Annotated in this window: 22 protein-coding genes and 1 pseudogene; 7 read left to right on the forward strand and 16 right to left on the reverse strand. The window is 61.9% G+C overall.

Annotated features, from left to right (window positions below; translation table 11 throughout):
- The first annotated feature begins 50 nt into the window (after positions 1 to 50).
- The 3 genes from LMTR3_RS16805 to LMTR3_RS16815 all read left to right on the forward strand — a co-directional run bounded on the left by LMTR3_RS16805 (position 51) and on the right by LMTR3_RS16815 (position 2,546).
- Positions 51 to 1,199, forward strand: a complete 1,149-nt coding sequence (locus LMTR3_RS16805) for an OpgC domain-containing protein (RefSeq protein ID WP_065746207.1) — start codon at positions 51 to 53, stop codon at positions 1,197 to 1,199.
- A 45-nt stretch (positions 1,200 to 1,244) separates the two neighbouring features.
- Positions 1,245 to 1,595: a DUF6665 family protein gene (locus tag LMTR3_RS16810; RefSeq protein ID WP_065746208.1), complete on the forward strand. Its 351-nt coding sequence runs from the start codon at positions 1,245 to 1,247 to the stop codon at positions 1,593 to 1,595.
- A 351-nt stretch (positions 1,596 to 1,946) separates the two neighbouring features.
- Positions 1,947 to 2,546 (forward strand): hypothetical protein, encoded by a 600-nt coding sequence (locus tag LMTR3_RS16815; protein WP_245319918.1) that lies wholly within the window; start codon positions 1,947 to 1,949, stop codon positions 2,544 to 2,546.
- A 346-nt stretch (positions 2,547 to 2,892) separates the two neighbouring features.
- Here LMTR3_RS16815 and LMTR3_RS16820 read toward each other — a convergent pair whose 3' ends face one another.
- The 3 genes from LMTR3_RS16820 to LMTR3_RS16830 all read right to left on the reverse strand — a co-directional run bounded on the left by LMTR3_RS16820 (position 2,893) and on the right by LMTR3_RS16830 (position 4,754).
- Positions 2,893 to 3,300, reverse strand: coding sequence for a hypothetical protein (locus LMTR3_RS16820; protein WP_141686659.1), 408 nt, complete (start codon positions 3,298 to 3,300; stop codon positions 2,893 to 2,895).
- The gene (locus LMTR3_RS36560) at positions 3,297 to 3,485 is read right to left on the reverse strand and encodes a hypothetical protein (RefSeq protein ID WP_084029673.1); all 189 of its coding nucleotides are present in this window, start codon (positions 3,483 to 3,485) and stop codon (positions 3,297 to 3,299) included. The genes LMTR3_RS16820 and LMTR3_RS36560 overlap by 4 nt, the downstream gene beginning before the upstream one ends.
- A gap of 855 nt (positions 3,486 to 4,340) precedes the next feature.
- A complete protein-coding gene (locus tag LMTR3_RS16830; RefSeq protein ID WP_065746191.1) occupies positions 4,341 to 4,754 on the reverse strand; it encodes a hypothetical protein in 414 nt (137 codons plus the stop codon).
- A 354-nt stretch (positions 4,755 to 5,108) separates the two neighbouring features.
- Here LMTR3_RS16830 and LMTR3_RS16835 point away from each other — a divergent pair, with 354 nt between their 5' ends.
- Positions 5,109 to 5,951, forward strand: coding sequence for a GNAT family N-acetyltransferase (locus tag LMTR3_RS16835; RefSeq protein ID WP_065746192.1), 843 nt, complete (start codon positions 5,109 to 5,111; stop codon positions 5,949 to 5,951).
- A 117-nt stretch (positions 5,952 to 6,068) separates the two neighbouring features.
- Here the strand turns inward: LMTR3_RS16835 and LMTR3_RS16840 are convergent, their stop codons facing one another.
- From LMTR3_RS16840 to LMTR3_RS16880, 9 genes are all read right to left on the reverse strand, one after another.
- The gene (locus tag LMTR3_RS16840; RefSeq protein WP_065746193.1) at positions 6,069 to 7,139 is read right to left on the reverse strand and encodes an AI-2E family transporter; all 1,071 of its coding nucleotides are present in this window, start codon (positions 7,137 to 7,139) and stop codon (positions 6,069 to 6,071) included.
- Positions 7,140 to 7,341: 202 nt separating this feature from the next.
- Positions 7,342 to 7,827, reverse strand: coding sequence for a DUF411 domain-containing protein (locus LMTR3_RS16845; RefSeq protein ID WP_065746194.1), 486 nt, complete (start codon positions 7,825 to 7,827; stop codon positions 7,342 to 7,344).
- Between the two features lie 93 nt (positions 7,828 to 7,920).
- Positions 7,921 to 8,373: a DUF305 domain-containing protein gene (locus LMTR3_RS16850; RefSeq protein ID WP_065746195.1), complete on the reverse strand. Its 453-nt coding sequence runs from the start codon at positions 8,371 to 8,373 to the stop codon at positions 7,921 to 7,923.
- 343 nt (positions 8,374 to 8,716) lie between these two features.
- Entirely contained in the window at positions 8,717 to 9,019 is a 303-nt protein-coding gene (locus LMTR3_RS16855; RefSeq protein ID WP_084029674.1) for a copper-binding protein, read from the reverse strand.
- A 39-nt stretch (positions 9,020 to 9,058) separates the two neighbouring features.
- Positions 9,059 to 9,547, reverse strand: coding sequence for a cupredoxin domain-containing protein (locus LMTR3_RS16860; RefSeq protein WP_065746197.1), 489 nt, complete (start codon positions 9,545 to 9,547; stop codon positions 9,059 to 9,061).
- Positions 9,548 to 9,592: 45 nt separating this feature from the next.
- The gene (locus LMTR3_RS16865) at positions 9,593 to 10,972 is read right to left on the reverse strand and encodes a multicopper oxidase family protein (protein WP_065746198.1); all 1,380 of its coding nucleotides are present in this window, start codon (positions 10,970 to 10,972) and stop codon (positions 9,593 to 9,595) included.
- A gap of 13 nt (positions 10,973 to 10,985) precedes the next feature.
- A complete protein-coding gene (locus LMTR3_RS16870; RefSeq protein WP_245319919.1) occupies positions 10,986 to 12,425 on the reverse strand; it encodes a TolC family protein in 1,440 nt (479 codons plus the stop codon).
- On the reverse strand, positions 12,415 to 12,717 hold the full coding sequence (locus LMTR3_RS16875) for a hypothetical protein (protein WP_065746200.1): 303 nt from the start codon (positions 12,715 to 12,717) through the stop codon (positions 12,415 to 12,417). Before LMTR3_RS16875 ends, LMTR3_RS16870 begins: the two co-directional genes overlap by 11 nt.
- Before the next feature lie 70 nt (positions 12,718 to 12,787).
- On the reverse strand, positions 12,788 to 13,219 hold the full coding sequence (locus LMTR3_RS16880; protein ID WP_065746201.1) for a hypothetical protein: 432 nt from the start codon (positions 13,217 to 13,219) through the stop codon (positions 12,788 to 12,790).
- Positions 13,220 to 13,383: 164 nt separating this feature from the next.
- Here LMTR3_RS16880 and LMTR3_RS16885 point away from each other — a divergent pair, with 164 nt between their 5' ends.
- Positions 13,384 to 14,583, forward strand: a complete 1,200-nt coding sequence (locus LMTR3_RS16885; RefSeq protein ID WP_245319921.1) for an MFS transporter — start codon at positions 13,384 to 13,386, stop codon at positions 14,581 to 14,583.
- A 16-nt stretch (positions 14,584 to 14,599) separates the two neighbouring features.
- Here the strand turns inward: LMTR3_RS16885 and LMTR3_RS16890 are convergent, their stop codons facing one another.
- From LMTR3_RS16890 to LMTR3_RS16905, 4 genes are all read right to left on the reverse strand, one after another.
- A complete protein-coding gene (locus tag LMTR3_RS16890; protein WP_210184710.1) occupies positions 14,600 to 15,166 on the reverse strand; it encodes a hypothetical protein in 567 nt (188 codons plus the stop codon).
- Between the two features lie 44 nt (positions 15,167 to 15,210).
- Positions 15,211 to 16,554: a ComEC/Rec2 family competence protein gene (locus tag LMTR3_RS16895; RefSeq protein ID WP_065746202.1), complete on the reverse strand. Its 1,344-nt coding sequence runs from the start codon at positions 16,552 to 16,554 to the stop codon at positions 15,211 to 15,213.
- On the reverse strand, positions 16,536 to 18,425 hold the full coding sequence (locus LMTR3_RS16900) for a gluzincin family metallopeptidase (RefSeq protein WP_245319920.1): 1,890 nt from the start codon (positions 18,423 to 18,425) through the stop codon (positions 16,536 to 16,538). The genes LMTR3_RS16895 and LMTR3_RS16900 overlap by 19 nt, the downstream gene beginning before the upstream one ends.
- A gap of 228 nt (positions 18,426 to 18,653) precedes the next feature.
- Entirely contained in the window at positions 18,654 to 19,058 is a 405-nt protein-coding gene (locus tag LMTR3_RS16905; RefSeq protein ID WP_065746203.1) for a DUF4864 domain-containing protein, read from the reverse strand.
- Positions 19,059 to 19,240: 182 nt separating this feature from the next.
- Between LMTR3_RS16905 and LMTR3_RS16910 the strand changes: the two genes are divergently transcribed.
- Both LMTR3_RS16910 and LMTR3_RS36565 read left to right on the forward strand, forming a co-directional pair.
- The gene (locus LMTR3_RS16910) at positions 19,241 to 19,519 is read left to right on the forward strand and encodes a DUF1488 family protein (RefSeq protein ID WP_065746204.1); all 279 of its coding nucleotides are present in this window, start codon (positions 19,241 to 19,243) and stop codon (positions 19,517 to 19,519) included.
- Positions 19,520 to 19,651: 132 nt separating this feature from the next.
- Positions 19,652 to 20,403, forward strand: a pseudogene (locus LMTR3_RS36565) (IS5 family transposase).
- Positions 20,404 to 20,599 lie beyond the last annotated feature (196 nt).

Genomic DNA, 20,599 nt, shown 5'->3' on the forward strand with positions numbered 1-20,599 from the left:
ACACCAGGAGTTCGAGCGGCAGGTCCATTTTGCCGGCTCGGGTGATCGAGATGCACGACCGAATTACCATCTCCAAGTTCGTGGTCGGCGAGCTGCCGGAACTGAAGAGCGAAGGCCGCGACCTGCGAATAGATGCCTGCCGAGGCATCGCGCTGTGGTTCATCTTTCTCGACCATGTTCCCAACAACATCGGAGCTTGGCTGACGCTGCGGAACTACGGCTTCAGCGATGCCGCGGAGGTCTTCATGTTCCTCTCGGGCGTAACCTGTGCGCTGGCTTACGGCAGGGCATGGCGCTGCGAGGGCTGGACCGGAGTGATCAGCCGAACGCTGCGGCGAAGCTGGGACATTTATGTTGCATTTCTGCTGCTCACGCTCGCTTGCGTCATCCTGGTTCACCTCGCGGGCACTGGCCGTCTTGCTGACGAGAGCAACACGCGTATCTTGCTCGACCATCCCGGCGCGACGCTCGCGCGCGCGGCGGTCCTGCAATACCGTCCGGTCAATACCGATGTGTTGGCAGTCTTCGTGCTTCTTCACCTCTTGTTCGCGCCGCTGCTGTGGTTGCTGCTGCGAGCGCCGAACGCGACGCTTGGCGCCTCGCTGGCGCTTTATGTGTTGGTGCATGCCTTTGGCTGGACCGTCCCGGCATGGCCGAACGGCCACTGGGCTTTCAATCCGCTGGCCTGGCAATTGCTGTTCGTGCTTGGCGCGTGGTGGATGATCGAGGGCAAGAGGCCCCGGTCGTGGGTGACGTCACGCACGACGCTTATGCTTGCCGTTCTGTATCTGCTCTTCACCCTGGTCATCGCATTGAGCTGGCGCATCAGACCGCTGGAGGCACTGATCCCGGAGGCGTTGGCAAAACTGGTTTACCCATTGGACAAATCGAATCTCGATCCATTGCGACTGCTGCATTTTCTGGCCCTTGCGGTTTTGGCGTCATGGCTCGTGCCCCGCAAGTGGCGAGGGCTAACGACACCGGTGATGCGCGGCGCGATCCTCTGTGGCCAGAACTCGCTGCCAATCTATTGCCTCGGCGTTCTCTTGACGTTCGCCAGCTACGCGGCGCTGCTCAACATTTCAGACGGACTTGCGATGCAGATGGCATTGAGTCTCACTGGCATCGCAGCGATGATCGTGACCGCAATGCTGCTAAGCTCGATCAGCATCAAACCCAGGCAGCGATCGCAACAGTAACGCGCATCGTTGCGCATGCGATCCATGTCGCGCTATACGTTCCCGATGTCCCGCGATTTTCGCCTTGATCGCACTCCCGTCGACGTTCTCAACTATGAGATCGCCCAGGACCAGGCCGTTGCGCTCGGACGGATGGGGCGAGCGCTGGAAGCGGCCCTCGCCAGGCTGCGGGAGTTCGATGCCACCCATCCACGCTCGGGCGCGCCGGCGTCAACCCAGCAGGCACGGCGCATCCTGGTGACGGAGGCCGGCCACGCGCTCTGGATGTTCGTGGTGCAGCGAGAGGCGTGTGGCTTGCGCGACAGCCGCCCTGTCATGCGCGACTATAACGTGCCGAACGAGGTGCAGCAGTGCATGGGAGCAGTCCCTGCCACATCGATGCTGTCAGCAACATGAGTTCCTGAGTTTCGACGACCCATCGAGGTTCGAGACGAGCAGGAAGTCACCTTGGACGCCGTTCGTGCGGCTGTCCGGCACTTGCGCCCCATTCTCGTTTCCGGACCAGAATGAATCCATCGCCTTGCCGGATTTGAGTCTCATTATGACCCAGGTCGCGGCCAAAGGTCGGTGCGGGGAGGGCGCAACACTGGGGTTCTCATGTCCGGTCATTTGCGATCTTACATCGCCGCTTTCGTCCTTCTCGCAAGTCTCCCGGCTTCGCCTGCATCTTCGAATCCGCTTTCAGACTTGTTCAATGTCACTCCTCCCCAGACAGCGCCTGCTCCAGCGGAAAAGGAAAGCGAGTGCTTGCCACGACCCGGTACGTCGACGGCAGAAGGTCAGCGCTGGGTCTATCGCACTGAGGGGCGCCGCAAGTGCTGGTTCCAGGCTGCCGAGGGCACCGCGACGGTGAAGCAGGTTCGTAATCGCGCTGCGAAACCTCGTGTCGCTGTCGAGGAGAATGAGGCCGCGCGTGCCAGGCAGAAGGCGGTCATGGATGCGCGTGCGGAGCTGCTGCGCTCCCTACCCGCGGAAACGTCTCAGCCGGCGCCGCCCGCGCCCGAGCCCAAGGTGGTCGATGCCGCTTCCGTCCCGGCTACGGCGGCCGCCGCCTTCGTGCCGCCGGCAACCATCGCCAACCGCGCGACCGATCAGCTTACGCCTGACGACCTCGCGCCGCGCCGGGTCGACGCGGAGACGGTTCTGGCAGCCGCACCGGCGCCAAGCGATGCGGCTGCCGTTTCCGCACCTCCAGCCGCGCCGGTCGCCTCTCCTGTCGCCGAGGCGGCCGATGACGCGCGGGGCTGGACGGCAACCTGGCTTGGCGTGCTGCTGATGGCGCTGGGGCTCGCCTCCCTCTTAGCCTCGAGCCGGACGCTTCGGGAGGCCGTGCTGTTGCGCGATTAATGCGGGAGCAGTGGCTGTCCTATGCGGGAGCAGGCGGCTAAGTAACTGTCGACTAGACGATGCCCTGGCCACGACTGTGCTCTCGATTGCGGCGGCTACTGCTCTTCAGCCCAATCCGTTTTCTCGCAGCTTAGGCAGCGGAGGAGGCGAAAGTTCTTGCCCTGGCGACTGTCGAGGATCACCACTTGCCGCGCGATGCCGCCGCAATGATTGCAAGTTGGATGATGAGGCGGATGAGACCGCCCGGCGTCGCCCGCATCTCGTACGTCTTTCACCGCACCCTCCTCTAAGGGCGACTCACGTAAGAGCCGAAGCCAAGAACCAAGCGCACCGTCAATTTTCTAATCTAAAACCAGATCCTTCCGCTCCATAACTCATCAAAAGTGTCAGGGACGTAATTCGGCGTCCGCGCTTGCACGGCTTCCTCCGGTGCCCACGCCTGCACCGCTTCTTTCGGTGCCCACGCTTGCGCGTCTAGTGGATTGAAACGCTTTTCAGGGACTATGGTCACAACGTCCTTGAGCGATGGTTGCGCGGCCACGCCCTTGGGCCACTCCAGCAAGGCTTTCGAAAGCCCCGGCTTGCCCTCGTACCAGCATTTTCGTCCGTCGATGAGACGGTACGACCACCATTTTCCATTCGGATTTGACGGTGCCGCGGCGCTGCATTCCTGTTTCGCTTCCACACCTGGAATCCCCAACAACAGCGCAGCAACGAAAGCCGTCAGAGCCATTGATGGGGGCTGCTTGCTCATCTGCGTGGCTCGAAGCAACTACGTTGCTGCAAGCGGCTCACAGCAGCCATCACATCGGGACGTTCGAGAACTTCTACCAACTTGTCGAGGATACGCTCATTATTCTGCGGCCGGGGTTGCAGGTATTCTTCCAGTATGAGTTGCGCCTCGCCAATCGCCTGAATAGCCAATTGTTGATCAGTCATACGCGTTACTCGTTACCCACAGCGCCCGGCTAAAGAAAGAAGGCAAATCAAGACCTCATTTTGGTTTTTCCCCGCCTTTTCTTCAGAGTTCCATCAATTTTTATTTCAATGAGCCCTGCCGAACTATGTCGATGGACCTGTCTACTGGGCGCAGACAGATTGCTGCCGTGATGGTTGTGGTTGCGATCTTTCAAGCCGCTATCTTGCGGCGAGATAGAAAGATCGGGCCGTCTCCGGCCGCGAGTGACTATCTTCTTCTGAACTCAGATGCCCGGACTAACGTCTGCTAGCTTCGAAGTCGCATAAGCCGATAGGGCCGCTCCACCCATCCAACCTGCAAAATCTCGCGTGGGGAAAACTCCGCTTAGGTCAGCCGAACTGCATTGTCCGACTCGGCAGACCGTGCTCGCTTCCTCAAAATTTGAACGTGGTTCGCGGGGCAAGGGAGTTGAGCCAGTTTTCCTTTATGCTTCTGCTCGTGATGTCCCTGATGCTCACCGTGTGCGTCGGAGTGGCAGCTTGGCGCGTGTCCGACGACTGGCCGGAAGTTACCGGAAGCACTTCGCCGGCATTTGTCCACATGCGTTGAAAATAAGGGCCTCGCTCCTGACGGAGCTAAGGCCCTTGCTGCAGCAGATACGGCCCGACACCCACACCAGGCTGATGCGGGGATGCCGCGCGCATCCCACCCGGCCATAAACAAATGTTAGTTCCGCGTTAGCACGCAGCAGGGATGTAGGATGGGTGGAGCGAAGCGATACCCATCAGCCTTCTTGCACGGAGCGGTATGATGGGTATCGCTGCGCTCCACCCATCCTACGCACTGTCACCGCAATACGAATCTGCGTAGGCGGCTCAATCGCAATAGCTCCACCTGCCATAACCGTCGTCGCATCGCGCCCGCGCGCGGTAGGGGACGGGCAGCGGCGGCCGCGGCGCGTATTCGCCCGCATAGTCGTATTCCCGCGCGTAGTAGCGTTCGGAATAGGCGGGCGCGCGTTCGACATAGACGGGCTGCGCAGGGTAGGGCGTTCCGTACTCGCCATAGACCGCCGCCGGTGCGCGGTAGGCGGAGTCCGGCACACCGTAAGAGCGATATCGGTAATCGGGTTCCGCGTACGGCCGATAAGCCGGTCGCGGGCGCACATTGATGTTTGCGGAAGGCGCGTAGATTCCGCCCGGCGCGACGTAGACGGATGACAGGTCGCTGGCCGTGGCAGCCGTGGAACACAGCACAACGAAAGCCAGCGTGAGCGATGATCGGTACATGTGTGAAGCCTCCAACTACTCAAGCCGCGCCAGCCAGCGTGGTTAATTTTCGCTAAACAAATCGAGGTGCGCAATGTTATTTTGGGCGAAGAAGTGTGCCATTTCTGGACTGCGCACACATTCGCGTGTCGGTATCGTGAGTTGAGGAACTGCGCAGCGCGCTCAAGTACACGGTTTCGGAATAGCCGTCATTGCTGTCGATGCACAATTGCGAGGAGCGAAGCGACGAAGCAATCCATACTCTTGTTGCGGCACGATGGATTGCTTCGCGGAGCCTGTCATCCGGCGGCGCTTTGCGCCGACCGGGTGGCTCGCAATGACGGCTGAAGACACGCATCCGAAGGATCGCCTCTCATGAACGACCTAAACATCCGCACGATGCGGCCGGACGAAATCTCACTTGCCATCGAGTGGGCCGCCGCCGAAGGCTGGAATCCGGGGCTTGCGGATGCGGCCTGTTTTTCGTCCGTTGATCCGCACGGCTTTTTCATCGGCGAGATCGATGGCGCGCCTGTCGCGACCGTCTCTTGCGTCAATTACGGCGCGGGCTTTTCCTTTCTCGGCTTTTACATCGTGCGACCGGATTTGCGCGGCAAAGGTTACGGCTTGCGGATATGGAATGCGGCCATCGCACATGCCGGCACGCGCGTGATCGGACTCGATGGCGTGACGGCGCAGCAGGACAATTACAGGAAGTCCGGATTCGAACTCGCTTATGCCAACGTCCGCTATGGCGGCATGGTCGCGGCACCGAGTTCGCCGCGGGCCGGGGTGATTGACTTGAGCGAAGTCCCGCTAGCTGATGTGGAAGCAGACGACGCGACGGTGTTTCCGGCACAGCGGCCGGCGTTCCTGCGGACCTGGATCGGCTCGCCCGGACATGTCGGGTGCGCGGTCGTGCGCGATGGCCGGCTTGCGGGCTGGGGCGTCATCCGGCCATGCCGGAAGGGTTTTAAGATCGGGCCGCTGGTGGCCGACGACCGCGCTACCGCGGAAGCGGTATTGTCCGCCTTGCTTGCCAAGGTGGGTGGCGGCCAGATTTTTCTGGACGTGCCCAGCATCAACCGCGACGCAGTCGCACTGGCGGAAGGTTTTGGGCTCGCGCCGGTGTTCGAGACGGCGCGCATGTATACCGGCGCAATCCCGCCGCTGCGGCTGGAGCGGGTATTCGGTGTCACGACGTTTGAGTTGGGGTAGGGGATGGAATGTAGGATGGGTGGAGCGAAGCGATACCCATCGTCAACATTTCCATTCAACGAAGGTGATGGGTATCGCTGCGCTCCACCCATCCTACGCGTTTGCCGTTGGAGAGTGCTACCCGTCGCCCACCCGCTCATCCCGTGACGTCCGCCTGGACGTCGAAAAAATCTCCCAGCTCACCATGAAGATCGCGGCGATCAGCGGGCCGATGACAAAACCGTTGAGGCCGAAGACTTCGATGCCGCCCAGCGTGGAAATCAGCACGACGTAATCCGGCAGCTTGGTATCCTTGCCGACCAGGAATGGACGCAGCACATTGTCCACGAGGCCAATGATCAGCACGCCATAGGCGATCAGCCCGATGCCCTGCCAAACGGCGCCGGTTGTGAGAAAGTAGATCGCGACGGGGAGCCAGACCAACGCGGCTCCGATAGCCGGCAGCAGCGACAGGAACGCCATCAGCACGGCCCACAAAATCGGCGCGTGAACCCCGAGGAACCAGAACGCCAAGCCGCCGAGCGCGCCCTGGACAATGGCCACCAGAACCCCACCCTTGACGGTGGCGCGAACGACATCGGCGAACCTGGTGAAGAGCGCTGACTTCTGATCGCCGTGGAGTGGAACAGCCTGCTTGATCAGGTCCGCCACTGCCCTGCCGTCGCGCGTCAGGAAAAACAGCAGGTACAGCATGATGCCGAGGCTGATCACGAACTCGAAAGTGTTCATCCCGATGGTAAGCGCCTGGGGAGCCAGGACCTGACCGCCCTTCATCAGGCTGGACGACAATGTTTCGCGAAGCCCTGAAAGATTTGTCAGGTTGAACCGCTCCAGCCAACGGGTTGCCCAAGCCGGCAGTGCATCGAAGACACGCTGGATGTAGCCGGCGAAATCATATTCTCCGGACCTGATCTTCTCAAAGAGACTCGTTGCTTCCTGCACCAGGGAGGCCGCAACCATCGCCAGCGGTATGAGTACGATCGCGATGATAAGCAGGACGGTTACTAGGGCCGCGAGGTTCGGCCTGCCGGGCATCGATTGCAGCAGCGCCCGATTCACCGGCGCAAAGATGACGGCTACAATGATCGCCCACAGGACGGCGCCGTAGAACGGCTGCAAAATCCAGGCGAATGCCAGCGTAACGGCAAACAGCAAGAGCAGAAAAGTCTGATCATCAATCCTTCGCACGGGCGTCTCGTTTCGCTGCCTTCACCTCGGCCGCGCCAATGTTCAGCAACGAGCCGGTGAGCGTTCTCCATCACCTTGTACAGCATTTTTCGGATCCGTACCGCGCCAGCGTAGGGTGGGTGGAGCCAACGGGTCGGCCTTCGGCCGGCCCGATGATAAACTCCGCGACTTGGGTAGCGCTTCGCTCCATCCATCTTGCGGACTAAGTGTCAATCCGCTGCGTTCCGATGAAGCGCATGTAAGGACTTTGCCCGGCCGGCCCAAACAACACGACGGTGTAAGGTTGCGGCGTTCCGCCTTCCATTCCGGGTGACCCAACCGGCATGCCGGGAACGGCAAGACCCTTGGCGTTCGGACGCTCCGCCAGCAAGCGCTGGATCGCGAGCGCCGGCACATGTCCTTCGATCGCATAGCCGTTCACGACCGCGGTGTGGCAAGCGGCGAGCTCAGGCGGAATGCCATGCTGCTGCTTGATCGGTGCAAGATCGGCGGCGTCATGCACCTCGACCGGGAAGCCGGCCGCACGCAGATGATCGACCCAGCCCGAACAACAGCCGCAGTTCGGATCCTTGTGGACGGTGACCACGGGGATAGCGGCAAAGGCGGACACGATTGTCCGGCCTGCCGCTACCGCGGCGATCGCACCGAGGAAGGACCGTCGGGCGATGCGATGTCGTGTCTCGCTCATTGACTTCACCTTTTCCCCGAGATCTCCAGGCACAATGTGGCGTGGATTTGTGGATCATTCAAACCACAAAATCGGGCTCGTTCACCGAGGCCGCTATTTATCGAGCCGGGCGAGGATTTGCTTCATCTGGTCGATCTCCTGCTGCTGTCCCTTGACGATCTCCTGGCAGAGTTTCACGAGCTCTGCGTCCGAAATCGCCGACCGTTCGCACATCAGAATTGCGCCGGCATGGTGCGGGATCATCGACTTGATGAACTGCACGTCGGCTACCGCCGTCTGGGCGCGGATGCCGAGGAAGAAGAGCACCGCGGCGACAACGGCCACGCCTCCAACGATCAGGTTCATCCTGGCGTCCGGATACATGCCGCGCATCACCAGCAACTCGATGATAGCCATCGGCGCGGCCATCAGCCCTGCCATGTAGAACTGATTGATGTTCGGGTACACGTTTGCGAAACGATCGACCATTGCGTACATCAGGATGAACATCGCGATAAAGGACAACGCGGTCATGACCGCGAGATGACCATAGTGGTGCTTGCGCATCGTCACACCTCGAACCGCAGCACCGATCAAACGCCAGGGCTCAATGGTGGTTCCGCGATGGGATCGGGCAGCATTCCCCATGCCAAGGCTCTCCATGGGGCCGCTTCAAGGTGACCCTTTCGGCCGCCTCGTCGATCGTTCTGCCTCAACCCGTCCTGCGAGCTTGAAAGCGGGCAACTTGAGCACGGACACCTACCGGTGCTCGGATTAGGATCGAGCAGCGGCGGTCGGTTTCGACAGTCTTCCGCGCGCGGCCGCTCCTTCCTCGCCAGAGTGGATGTCAGAGCGACGGCGGTTGAGAGGCGGCGCCGCGGCGCGGGTGCCGCGACGCCGAGCATTAGCCCTATTTGCCCTTCTGCATTTTCGTGATCGTGATGCCGGCTGCGGCCCGCTCCGCTTCGAACTGAACCTTGTCGCCAACCTTGACCTGCTTCAGCATCGCCGGATCCTGCACACGGAAGACCATCGTCATTGGCTCCTCCATGTCGAGGTTCTTGATCGGGCCATGCTTCAGGGTGATCTTGCCCGCCGCCTCGTCCACTTTCCTGACTTCGCCGTTGACCATTTCCGCCTGCGCAACGGTCGCTCCGATTCCCAAGGCGAGCGAAAGCGACAGAGCGGCCAATGTGAACTTTTTGATCCTCATGCTCATTCCCTTTTCACTGAGCTAGGTTATTGACTCGAACTACTTCACGACCACCGTTCCGGTCATTCCTGCTTCCCGATGGCCGGGGATCAGACAGGAATATTCGAATTCGCCCTTCTTCGTGAATCTCCAGACAATCTCGTCGCTCTTCTTCGGCGCAAGCCGCTTCCCGTTCGGATCGTCGTGCTCCATGTCGGGATTCTTCTTCATGGCTTCAGCGTGCTTGAGATTGTCCGCTGTCGAAGCCAGGACGAATTCGTGTTCGAGCTCGCCGTTGTTGCGCAAGACGAATTTTACCTGTTCACCCTTTTTCACTTCGACCTTCGCCGGTGTGAACAACATCTTGCCGTCGGATTCGCCCATGGTGACTTGCACAATTCGCGCCGGCTTCTTGGGATTGCCTGGCTCTCCCGCCGAATAGGAATCGCCGTGATGATGATGGCCGGGAGGGCCTTCACCGGCGTATGCCGGCGCCGCAAGCAGAGCGGTGCCGGCGACCGGGATCAGGACGAGTTGTTTCAGTTTCATTGTCTTCTCCTGTTGATGTTCATGCTTGAGCTAGCTCGGGGGCTCTCACATTTTCTGCATATGCTTCATATGCGCAGGCTTTGCGCCCTTCGTATCCTTTGCAGGTGGTTTCGTATTGGCCGGTCCCTGTCGTGCGGGCTCGCTCGACGGCGCCTCGATCTCCCAGGCGACGGTGCCTTTCGGAAACTTGTACGGACCTGGATCCTTGAAGTCGTCGCGCGCGAGCCCCTCGCGGATCTTCATCACCGTGAACATGCCGCCCATTTCGATCGGGCCGAACTGGCCGGTGCCGGTCATCATCGGCAGCGTGTTGTCGGGCGCCGGCATTTCCATGTCGCCCATCGCCATGCCGGTCGAACCCATCACCATGGCGTCGGGCGCGAGCTTGCCGACGGCTTTCGCGAGATCGTTCCGCGACACGCCGATCAGGTTCTTCACGTCGTGCCCCATCGCGTTCATGGTGTGGTGCGACTTGTGACAGTGGAACGCCCAGTCGCCCGGATTGTCGGCGAGCACATCGAAGGCGCGGATGGCCCCGACGGGCACGTCAATAGTTGTTTCGGGCCATTGGGCGCTTTCAGGCACCCAGCCGCCGTCCGTGCAACTCACCGAGAAGTTGTGGCCGTGCAGGTGGATCGGGTGATTGGTCATGGTGAGGTTGCCGATCCTGACGCGGACCCGGTCGCCGAGCCGTACCGGCAGCGGGTCGATGCCGGGAAACACGCGGCTATTCCATGTCCACATGTTGAAGTCGGTCATCTCGTTGACCTTCGGCAAATAGGTGCCGGGATCGATCAGGTAGCTGCTCATGACGAAGACGAAGTCGCGGTCGACCGGCCGGAACGAGGGGTCGCGTGGATGGACGACGAACATGCCCATCATGCCCATCGCCATCTGCACCATCTCGTCGGAATGCGGGTGGTACATGAAGGTGCCTGAGTGCTTGAGCGCGAATTCGTAGACGAAGGTTTTTCCGGGCGGGATGTGCGGTTGGGTCACCCCGCCGACCCCGTCCATGCCTGATGGCAGGATCATGCCGTGCCAGTGCACGGTGGTGTGTTCGGGCAGGCGGTTGGTGACGAAGATGCGCACCTGGTCGCCCTCGACCGCCTCGATGGTCGGGCCCGGCGCCTGGCCGTTATAGCCCCACAGATTGGCCTTCATGCCCTCGGCGAATTCGCGCACGACAGGCTCGGCCACAAGGTGGAATTCCTTCCAGTCGCCGTTCATGCGCCACGGCAGCGTCCAGCCGTTCAACGTCACCACCGGCCGGTAATCAGGGCCTGAGGTCGGATGTAGCGGCGGCTGCATCACCGCCTTATCCATCGTCGGCGCTTCCGGAATGGCGGCGGCCTGCACGCGGCCGGTGACGGCGCTGGCGCCGACGAGAGCGGCGGTGCCGAGAAATCCTCTGCGTGAAAACATGGTCTTGCCTCCTTTAGTGCCCGCCGCCTGCGGCTGGCGCCGCCGCGGCCGTGGTCGTTGGAGTTTCCCTTGCAGCCTCCGAGCCGCCGCCATTGACGGCGGTCTGCAGGTCGGATTGCGCCAGCCAGAATGCGCGCTTGGCGTTGATTGCCGCGCGCAGGGAGGCGAGGCGTTGCCGCGCTTCGGTCAGCAGCGCGAAGACGTCGATCTGCATGCTGGAGAAGCGAAGCTGCATCTCCTCGGTGATGATCTGACGCAGCGGCAGGATTTCGCGCTGGTAGTGGCTGGCGATGTCGTAAGCCGAGCGGTAGACGCGGTAGGCGTCGCGTGCTTCCGAGCGGACGTTGATGGCTCTTTCGGTCAGCAGGTTGAAGCCCTGGTTGTACCTCTCCGCGGTCTGACGGACCCGCACCTCGCCGCCGTCAAAGATCGGTATCTGGAACGCGATGTCGAAGCCGCGCTCCCGGATGGGCGGTCCGTCGTCCTCGCGGGTCCGCTTGGATACCCCGGCGAGATCGAGCAGCGTGACGAAGCGGGTCGCCTGGGTGAGGCCGAGCGATTTTTCGAGCGCCGCGAGTTCCATGCGTGCGATCTGCAGATCGATGCGGTGGCCGACCGCGTCGGCTTCGATACTGGGAAGCGAACGCGGCCGCCGCGGCAGCGCAGGCAAGCGGTTGGGCAGGCGGAAATCGAGATCCTCGCCCCACAGGCCCATCAGGCGCGTGAGCTGTTCGCGGGCGCTGGTCGCCTCCTGCCGCGCGGTGGCGAGGTCGGCGGTGGTTTCGGCGTAAAACACCTGCTCGCGGGCCTGGTCGAGTTTGTTGAGCGAGCCGGTCTCGCCGAGTTTTTTCGCGAGCTGCGCCGTGCTCTCGGCGGTCGATTTCGCATCGGTGAGCAGGCCGACCATCTCGTTGGCGGCGACTGACCGGAGATAGCTGCGCCGGACCTGGGCGGCGAGCCGCAGCGTTTCCAGCGCGGCGCGGAGCTGCGCCTGACGAAAGCGTTCGCGCGCAATCTCGGAGCGGAACGGCAAGGTGGCGAGCGCCAGAATGTCGCCGACGACCTGACGCTCGATTTCATAGCTGCCATTGCCCGAGATGCGGGAAATGGCAAATACCGGATTTGGCGGCAAGCTTTGTTCGACCAGATCGGTCTCCGCCAACGCCAGTTCGTTATAGGCGGCCTGCAGGCCCTTGTTGCTCAGCAGCGCGACCTGCACGGCAGTATCGACCGTGAGCGGGCGGCCGAGCAGCCGGCGCACGGCGCCACTGGTCCGCTCGGCACCGTCGGCCGAGCGCACGAACGCGACATCCTTGCCGATGGTCTGGCTGGCGACGTCGGACACGACGGCCATGCCGGAGTCCGGCGAGAACGATGCGCATCCGGAAAGGCCGGCGCCCGTTGACAATAGCAGGGCGATGGCCGGCGTGCGCCACATGAAACTAATGTGCATGGCTGTTCCCGCGCTGTTTCGGGGTGACACTCTCGTTGCGCTCGCGCCAGGGCGCGGGCGTCGACGGGCGCAAGGAAGTGTAGGGCGCAATCGTCGAGCGGTAGCCGACGCGGGCTACTCGGACCGTTGGATCTGCGGGATCGGCGCTGACCACGCGCGTGGTCACAGGTGTGCAGCCCGCGACTACAATCGCAATGGCGATCACGGCGCCGCGGACCGCTGACTTGAAGATGGCATGGCGTCCGTCCGCCGAACCGATGGCGACGAACCACGCATGAGATTGCGCAGACATGATGATTCCCTGATCTTGCTGTTGACCACGGGCGCGCGCGTAGCGCTGCGGCCCACGTCGTTACGTCGGATCAGGTGATAGGAGGACGGTAGTGGAGCGGGGGTGGCTCACCCGGCAGGCGCCAGGAATTCTCGGAGACGCAGAGCGAGGTCGGCTGCGAGGGCTTTACAACCGTCGGCAGATCGGCCGCGATGCCGGAGACACAGAGCATGGCGCAGCACGGCCCCGGCGAGGACTTGTCGTGTCCATGCTTGGCAGGCTCATGCGCGGTGTTGCCAGCATCGGCATCATGGCCTTCGTGCGCGTGATGATGCTCATGCGCAGTCGCATGCTCGGAGTGGTCATGCGTATGTGTGGCGGCAACCGGCTGAACCGCGATCAGGCATGACGCGGCGTCGCCGAGCGCCAGTGCAACGCCCGGCGCCAGCACGCAAAACAGATAGAGCAGGGCGACAAACCACCCCGCTTTGGCGCGCTTCCGTCTGGTCAGGCGAACGAACATTGCGGGAAAACTATCCCCAATCGCCGATTCCGCCAAGGGCGTGAGCGTCGTCCCACCACAACTGCATGCCCAATATCGCGGCATTGTGGCTTGACCTTGGGCGATTTGACCCCGAAGTTCCGCCGGCCGTGGTAATTTTTTCTGAGCTTTCCCGAGATTCCGAGCTGTTCGTTCCCGATTCGCGCCGGGCGTGGATCCGGCTTGCCGTGGCTGTGCTGATCGGCTCGCTAGGCAGCGTCGGCATGTGGTCGGTGGTGGTCGCGCTGCCCGTGGTGCAGACCGAGTTTGCCGCGAGCCGCGGCACCGCGTCGCTGGCCTTTACCATGGTGATGCTCGGGTTCGGTTCCGGCGGGGTGCTGACCGGCAAGATCACCGACCGCTACGGCATCGTCACCGCGATCGGGCTCGGCATCGGCATTTTGGGCCTCGGCTATGTCGTCGCGGGAATGTCGACCTCGGTCTGGCACTTTATCCTGGTGCATTTCGCCATCGGGCTCTCCTCGTCCGCCACCTTCGGGCCGCTGATGGCGGAGGCCTCGCACTGGTTCGACCGCTACCGCGGGCTGGCGGTGGCGATTGCCGCCAGCGGCAATTACATCGGCGGCGCGATCTGGCCGCCGCTGGTGAATTTCGGCATTGAACAACTCGGCTGGCGCACCAGCCATATCGCGATCGGCATCTTTACGGCGGTGACGATGACGCTGGCGCTGGTCGGCTTGCGGATGCTGATCGGGGCGGGGGGCCAGCGCGACCATGACAACGCGGCGCCGCCGCGCGTCGATCTGCGCCTTTCCACCAATGCGCTGACGGCGATCCTGTCGCTGGCCGGCATCGCCTGCTGCGTGGCGATGTCGATGCCGCAGGTGCATATCGTCGCCTATTGCGGCGATCTCGGTTATGGCGTGGCGCGCGGCGCCGAAATGCTGTCGCTGATGCTGGGTTTCGGCATCATCAGCCGCATCGGCTCGGGCTTCCTCGCCGACAAGATCGGCGGCATCCGCACGCTCCTGATCGGCTCGGTGGCGCAGGGCACCGCGCTGCTGTTCTATCTGTTCTTCGACAGCCTGACCTCGCTCTACGTCATCTCGGCGATGTTCGGCCTGTTCCAGGGCGGCATCGTGCCGAGCTACGCCATCATCGTGCGCGAGGCGATGCCGGCCTCCGAGGCCGCAACCCGCGTCGGCATCGTGATCTTTGCTTCGGTGTTCGGCATGTCGTTCGGCGGCTGGATCTCGGGTGCGATCTTCGACGCCACCGGCTCCTACGGAGCCGCGTTCGCCAACGGGCTGGCGTGGAACGCGCTCAACATCGGGATCATGGTGCTGCTGTTGATGCGTGCGCGGCAACGGCTGGCGATGGCGTGAGGCAGTCTCAACCCTGCTAAATATTCCAGTCGGTTGTGGTGTCGTAACCCCCGGGGCCGGTCTTTCCGGGCTTCACTGAAATATGAAAGTGCTTCTCGTGTGGGTTCTGGCTGTTGTACGGGCGCCAGGCAAACGCAGGGTGCCCGTCCAAGGCCTGGAAATTGGCGATTCGGCTATTTGAGATGATGTACTTGATGCGCGGGTCGCGGCCCAGGCGGAGCTTCTCGGCGACGTCGCCCGAGACCAACCCATGCGCTGGATCATGGGTAATGTCCATGCCCGTCACGACACCGACACCGCCGTCGCTGATATTTGGACAGTGGTCCGAGGTGCCGGGACAGTGGGCGGTATCTCCAATCGTTCCGTCGCTATCTTTCTTTCGACCAGGAAATTTTGCGTTTATCTGATCTCGCAGCCGGAGCAAGCTCTTCGCCACTCGCCATGCAGCCAACGCGGCCCCATCTGCAGCGGCAGATGGCATGTCGTCCGGGTCGTTATGAAGATCGCTCGGGTATTCGTCCAATGTCTTGGCAATTTCGTCAGCCGGCCGATCGTCAATACTGCGAAGTTTCTCGTCTGACATGGTAAGCATCCTTTGCCATTTATCGGTCAGTCCTCATTCTTCCCTCACGCCTCGATCTCGACGTCGACAAAACCCCTGGACTCCTGCAGCATCCGTTCGAGATCGGTGCGCAAGGGCTGCGGTTGTGAAAACGACTTCTTCTCAAACTCGCTGAATTTCGGCACCGCCGACGTCTTCTTGCCGGCCTTCTTGAAGGCGTTGGCGTAATTCCTGGTATTGGAAACCCGCTTGCCAATTTCGGCGAGCAGGTCCGTGCGCGGAATGGTCTCGTAGTTGCCGCGGCGGGTCGAGACGGTAGCCTTTGCACCGGCCTTCGACTTCACCGGCAGGATTGCATCGAGGATGGCGAGCGGCTCGCCCTCGCTGGCGGCCGCCGTCATGCCCCACGGGGTGGCGTTGACGCTACCGTGGTGGCCGATCTTATAGAAGGCGAGCGGGCCCTTCAGCTTCTCCTTGCGCAAATTCCACATTACGTTCCAGGCGCAATTGGCCTTCGTGCCCTCCTTGTAGGCGCCGTCCCATTCGGCGTCGCCGACGAACAACAGCCGCTTGCCTTTCCATTCGATCAGGAGCACGACGCTGGTATTGTTGCAGACCTTGCCGTCGAGGTCGGCGAAGGCGAGCGCAGTGGACAGCATCCGCGAGCGCAACTGACGGAAATCGGCAGGATCGATATTCGCCGGCATCGGAACGGCGTCTGGCTGCGGCACTGCGGTCAACGGGTCTGGCAGGCCGGTGTCGATGAAACCCAGCCGCCGCAGCGCGGGATCACCTTCCTTACCGAGATAGTAGAAATCGATGTCCTTTTCCGGCCCGAGCACGCTGACCGTGGCGTCGGTCTTGAGCGGCAAGGCGAGATCGGCCTTCTTTGACTTCGCATGAACGTAGACCGGCTTGATCTTGCTCGCCTGGGGCAGGGTCTCGCGCAGCGTCTTCATCGCGGTCTTGTTGAGCGCTAGCGCCGCGGCAAGCTCCATCAAGGGCGGGCTGAGCGCGAGATTGAGCCTTACCGCCTGCTCCATGGCGTTGGCCGCGAAACTGTGGAGCTTCTTCGCCCGCTTCGCCTCGGGATGATCGAGATCCATCGCTGCGCTCATCCAGATCGCGCCGAACGACAGATCGTCCCAGAGATCCATGCCGAAGCCGGTCATATGATCCTTGTGCTCGTGGGTCACGACCAAGAGATCGACGTGACGCTTGCCGTCGATTTCAGGCAGCATCGTCTTCAGATTGTCGATGGCGGCAGCAAGATAATCGGTGCTGCTCAGCGTTCCGCAGTCAATCAGGATGTGGAAATCCCTGCCGTTCTTGTGCGCCTTCGGCATCCGGCAATAGATGGAGTCGCCGAGGCCTACGTCGTACAACCGGATCAGAAGCTTATCTGCCATTGCCGATCCCCCGTGCCGTTGTGATCGTGGTCGTCGAGCGAGAAATGCGGCGCCAGGCCGAATCGCAGCTTGCCGTCGACATGCTCGACGGTAAACGGCGGCGTGGCTCGCTCCAGAAGGCCGAGCTCGCTGCCAATCGATTCGCCGATCATGCCTGCCGCGACGCGGGCGGCGATCGTGTCCAGAAGCTCTTTCTTCCGGCGCATGCCTTCGGTCTGCTCGGCGAGCGCCGCCTCCGACGTGCCGACGCTGGCGGTGCCGGGCTTGCGCACCCAGTGGATCAGGTTGCCGTTCTGGTCGAGGACCATGGTGGCGCCGCAGAGCATCGTGGTGCGCTGCCCGGCAAAGCGGCCGAACCTGCCACCTTCGAGCACCAGCTCCTCGCGCCAGAGATATTGCACGATGGTCTGCTGCGGCAGCGGCAGCCCGTCGCGGGTGCGCTTGTTGGCGCGCACGATCTCGGGGACGTCGATGTCGGTGCTGAACGGAATAAACAGCTTGGCGCGATTGTCGTCGAGGAAGCGGTAGGCGCCGCCGCGCGAGGCGGCGATCGATTCCACGGAGTGGAACACGTCGAGGGCCGGCCGCCTGAACACCGGCGCGGGCTCCATCAGCGGCTTGCGGTCCGCCTCTTCGAGAAGGCCCCGCTTGATGAAGCAGTCGACCATCAACTGGCGGTAGCCCGACGGATCGGTCGGATTGGCGACCTGCTCGGCGCGCAGCACGGCCAGCGCGTAGTCCTTGAACGTCACTGCGCAGGGCGGCAGCAGATCGAGCGGCTGGATCGCGAGCATCTGCATGCGGGGGACTGTGTCGGCCAGCGCACGGATGTCGCTCGGCTTCTTGCTGCCGCCGGCCTTCGCGCGCCTGACCTCGTTCTTCTGGTGCTTGGCGAATACTCCCATGAGAATATCGAACATCGCCCCGGTCAGCACCTCCGACAGCGCGTGCGGCTCGAGGTTGCCGGCGAGATCCTGCATCGTATGCTTGTTCAGGGCGGTTCGCAGATACGGGGCGTTCGCGGTCGCCTCGCCGAACTCGCGGGCCAGTCCCGCGAGCAACTGCGCGTTGGTAAGCGCGCCATTGCTTTCCTTCAGCACGACCCTGCGGAAGGCATTATTGCGGAACGCCATCAGAAGTGCAGTGAGGTCGCCCATGAATTCGTGAAACGCCGCCGTCTGGGCGCCGACAGATTCGAAATAATAGGGCCGCAGGCCATCGAGCACGGCGTGGCCGAACTCGTGGTTCACGATGTCGGAGGACAGGCAGGTGTAGACCGTGCCCTTTTCGCTCTCGAACCAGTAGAGCTGCAGCGACTTGCTGCCCCGGTCATAATAGGCGTTCTCGCCGTAGCCGGCATGCGGCACGATAATTAGCCGGTTGCCTTCGAACGCCCAACTGATGCGGCGGCCGAGGCCGGCACCGCTCTCGAAGAAGTCGAGCGTGTTCTGGACGATCGCCCAGACGCTCAGTTGATGGTACTGATAGAGCTCCTTGGTATTCTCATCGAGAACCGTCTTGCGGTCGGGCGCCAGATAGCGGTTGTTCCGCGCGTCCCAGATCGCGGGCGGCGTCAGCACGTTTCTGGTCGCGTCGTAGTCGATCACGGCGAAACGTGCGCTGGTCGGGCCGTCGCCGAGCCCCGGCTCCCAGGGGGTCGTGAATTCATCATCGATGCCGGCGCCCTCGGTATCTGCCGCCACCGCCGGGTCCTTGAAGTAGACGCGGACCGGCATGCGCAGGCCGGTTTCCTTGAGTGTGTCGAGCCCCAGATACTGCCGCGCCTGGTACAGATCAATCATCGTGGCGCGCGTCAGTTTGCGCTCCGGGTTCTTGCGCGATGGCGGAATCTTCTTCTTCGTAGTGCCCATGCTATCGGCTCTCTCGCAATAGCCCGACTGCGACTCGAGTCCTGCCGTCGCAGGGAGCGGTGGCCTGTGCCATGCCAGGCCGAATATGAACTGCAGGACGAGGTGTCCCTAAAATCGCGGACGATCCGGCGGCGTCAACCAAAGCGCGTAAAATTTGTTAAAGTATATTTGAGCGCGGCACGAATGCAAGGGCCTGTGTGCGGTCACGCGAGGCGCCTCGTGGCGATGCTATACTGCCTGTCCCGCCTTCAGCAGCGAACAGCCCGTAATCTTCAGGCTGCCGTCGGGCTGCTGCTCCAGCGTGTACATCGCTTCCCAGGCTTCGCCATTGTCGTCGACGATGTGGACGCGCTGGGCGATGTCGCCGCCAGCGGCGCGCCCCTCGCCGAATTCGAAACTCTTGTGGCGATAGACCGGCGCGTAGCCCTGCCGGACCATCTGCATGAAGATATCGGCTTGCGGAAAGATCTGCCTGATCTCGGGTGCGGCGTGAGAATAGGCGGCCGCGGCGTCGTCGCGGATGAACGCCTGCTCCTGCGCGCGGATCACGCTTTGGGCAGTAGCGACGTCATCGGCGAGGGCAGGGGTGCCCAACCCGATGAGGAATGCGAGAACCAGAGCAAGAACGCGCATGCAAATGCCCCCGGACTGGCGGTGCTTGCCACGGTGCAGACAAGTGGAAATTTATACCCGCCGGCACGTGGGCGGAAGTACTATTCGCGTAAGCGTTAGGAGAGATGGGGAACAAGCCAAGGCACTTATCGTTTCTCAATTGTCGTTCCCTCAAGTATCCTTTCTCTCGGGAGGAGCACCCGATGACACTCGCGCGCGGAAACATTCGCGGTTATGAGTTCGATCGCATGGTGCTGCTGTTCTCCATGATGGACGGCCCGAGGGAAATACCCTGCGCGGTCAGCGCCTCCGCGATGGACGCTCTTGAACATGCGTCGCGCACGGCGACCAGCGAGCGTGAAGAGCAATTCCTTCGGTTGCGCGACCGCATCGAACAATGCGCGTCGCGCAAGTTCGATGCGGGGGAGTTCGAGGGGACCCCGCCCGGCATCATCATACGCAGCATCGATTTTCGCGGTTAGTTATGCTGACCCTGCTCCAGACGATGGCTGTCGCCGCGACGGCAGGTCGCCTAGGTCGTGTGGACTCTTGGGATTCTCAAATCAGATGGAATGTGATTCAAGGCTTTCTTTTAGGAGAAAGCCTTGGGTGTCATGGATCGCCTCGTCCTGAGCGATGCACAATGGGATCGTATCTCCCGCCTGATCATCGGTCGACCGGACCAGCGCGGTTCGACAGGCCGCGACAACCGGATGTTTGTCGAAGGGGTGTTATGGATCGTGCGAACCGGTTCGCCGTGGCGTGATCTGCCCGAGGCGTTTGGCGAATGGAACAGCGTCTTCCGACGCTTCAGCCGATGGAGCGCCAAGGGGGTCTGGCTGCGCATGTTCGAAGCGCTCGCAGATGATCCGGACTTTGAATACCTGATCGTTGACTCCACCATCGTCCGCGCCCACCAGCACGCCAGCGGCGCAAAAGGGGGGCTCAAAATCAGGCCATCGGGCGTTCGCGCGGCGGCCTGACGACAAAAATCCATATGGCTGTCCGCGGCTTGGGTTGCCCGATCCGCTTCTTCCTAACGGCAGGTCAAGCCGGCGATGCGCCTCAGGCCCAGCCGCTCATCGAGGGGCTTCCAGCCGAAGTCGTGATGGGCGATGCGGCCTACGATTCCGATGCGTTGCGATCCGCGATCGCCGCAAAAGGCGCTCAAGCCGTCATTCCGAACAACCCCTCGCGGGCAATCAAATATCCGCTGAACAAACCCCTCTATGCCGAGCGTCATCTGATCGAATGTTGCTTCTCAAAACTGAAGCGGTTCCGGCGCGTCGCAACGCGCTACGAAAAGACCGCGCGAAATTACTTCGCCGTCGTAACTATCGCAGCAGCTCTGCTCTGGCTAAGGTAAATGTCCACACGACCTAGCACTACTTTGGCAGATTTTGAGCGGCATAGGATTCCCAAATCAGTTTTCCAATGATTCATGGGTAGTCGGCCTTTGGAGGGGCCGACCATGGTTGGCAACACGCTGGATTGGAATGAAGAGCTTGGACGCTGGCTCAAGCCATTTCTGGATCGGTTGGGTCATAAAGCGCGGCGACAAA

Source organism: Bradyrhizobium sp. LMTR 3, from assembly GCF_001693485.1.
In the GTDB taxonomy this organism is placed as follows: Bacteria; Pseudomonadota; Alphaproteobacteria; order Rhizobiales; family Xanthobacteraceae; genus Bradyrhizobium.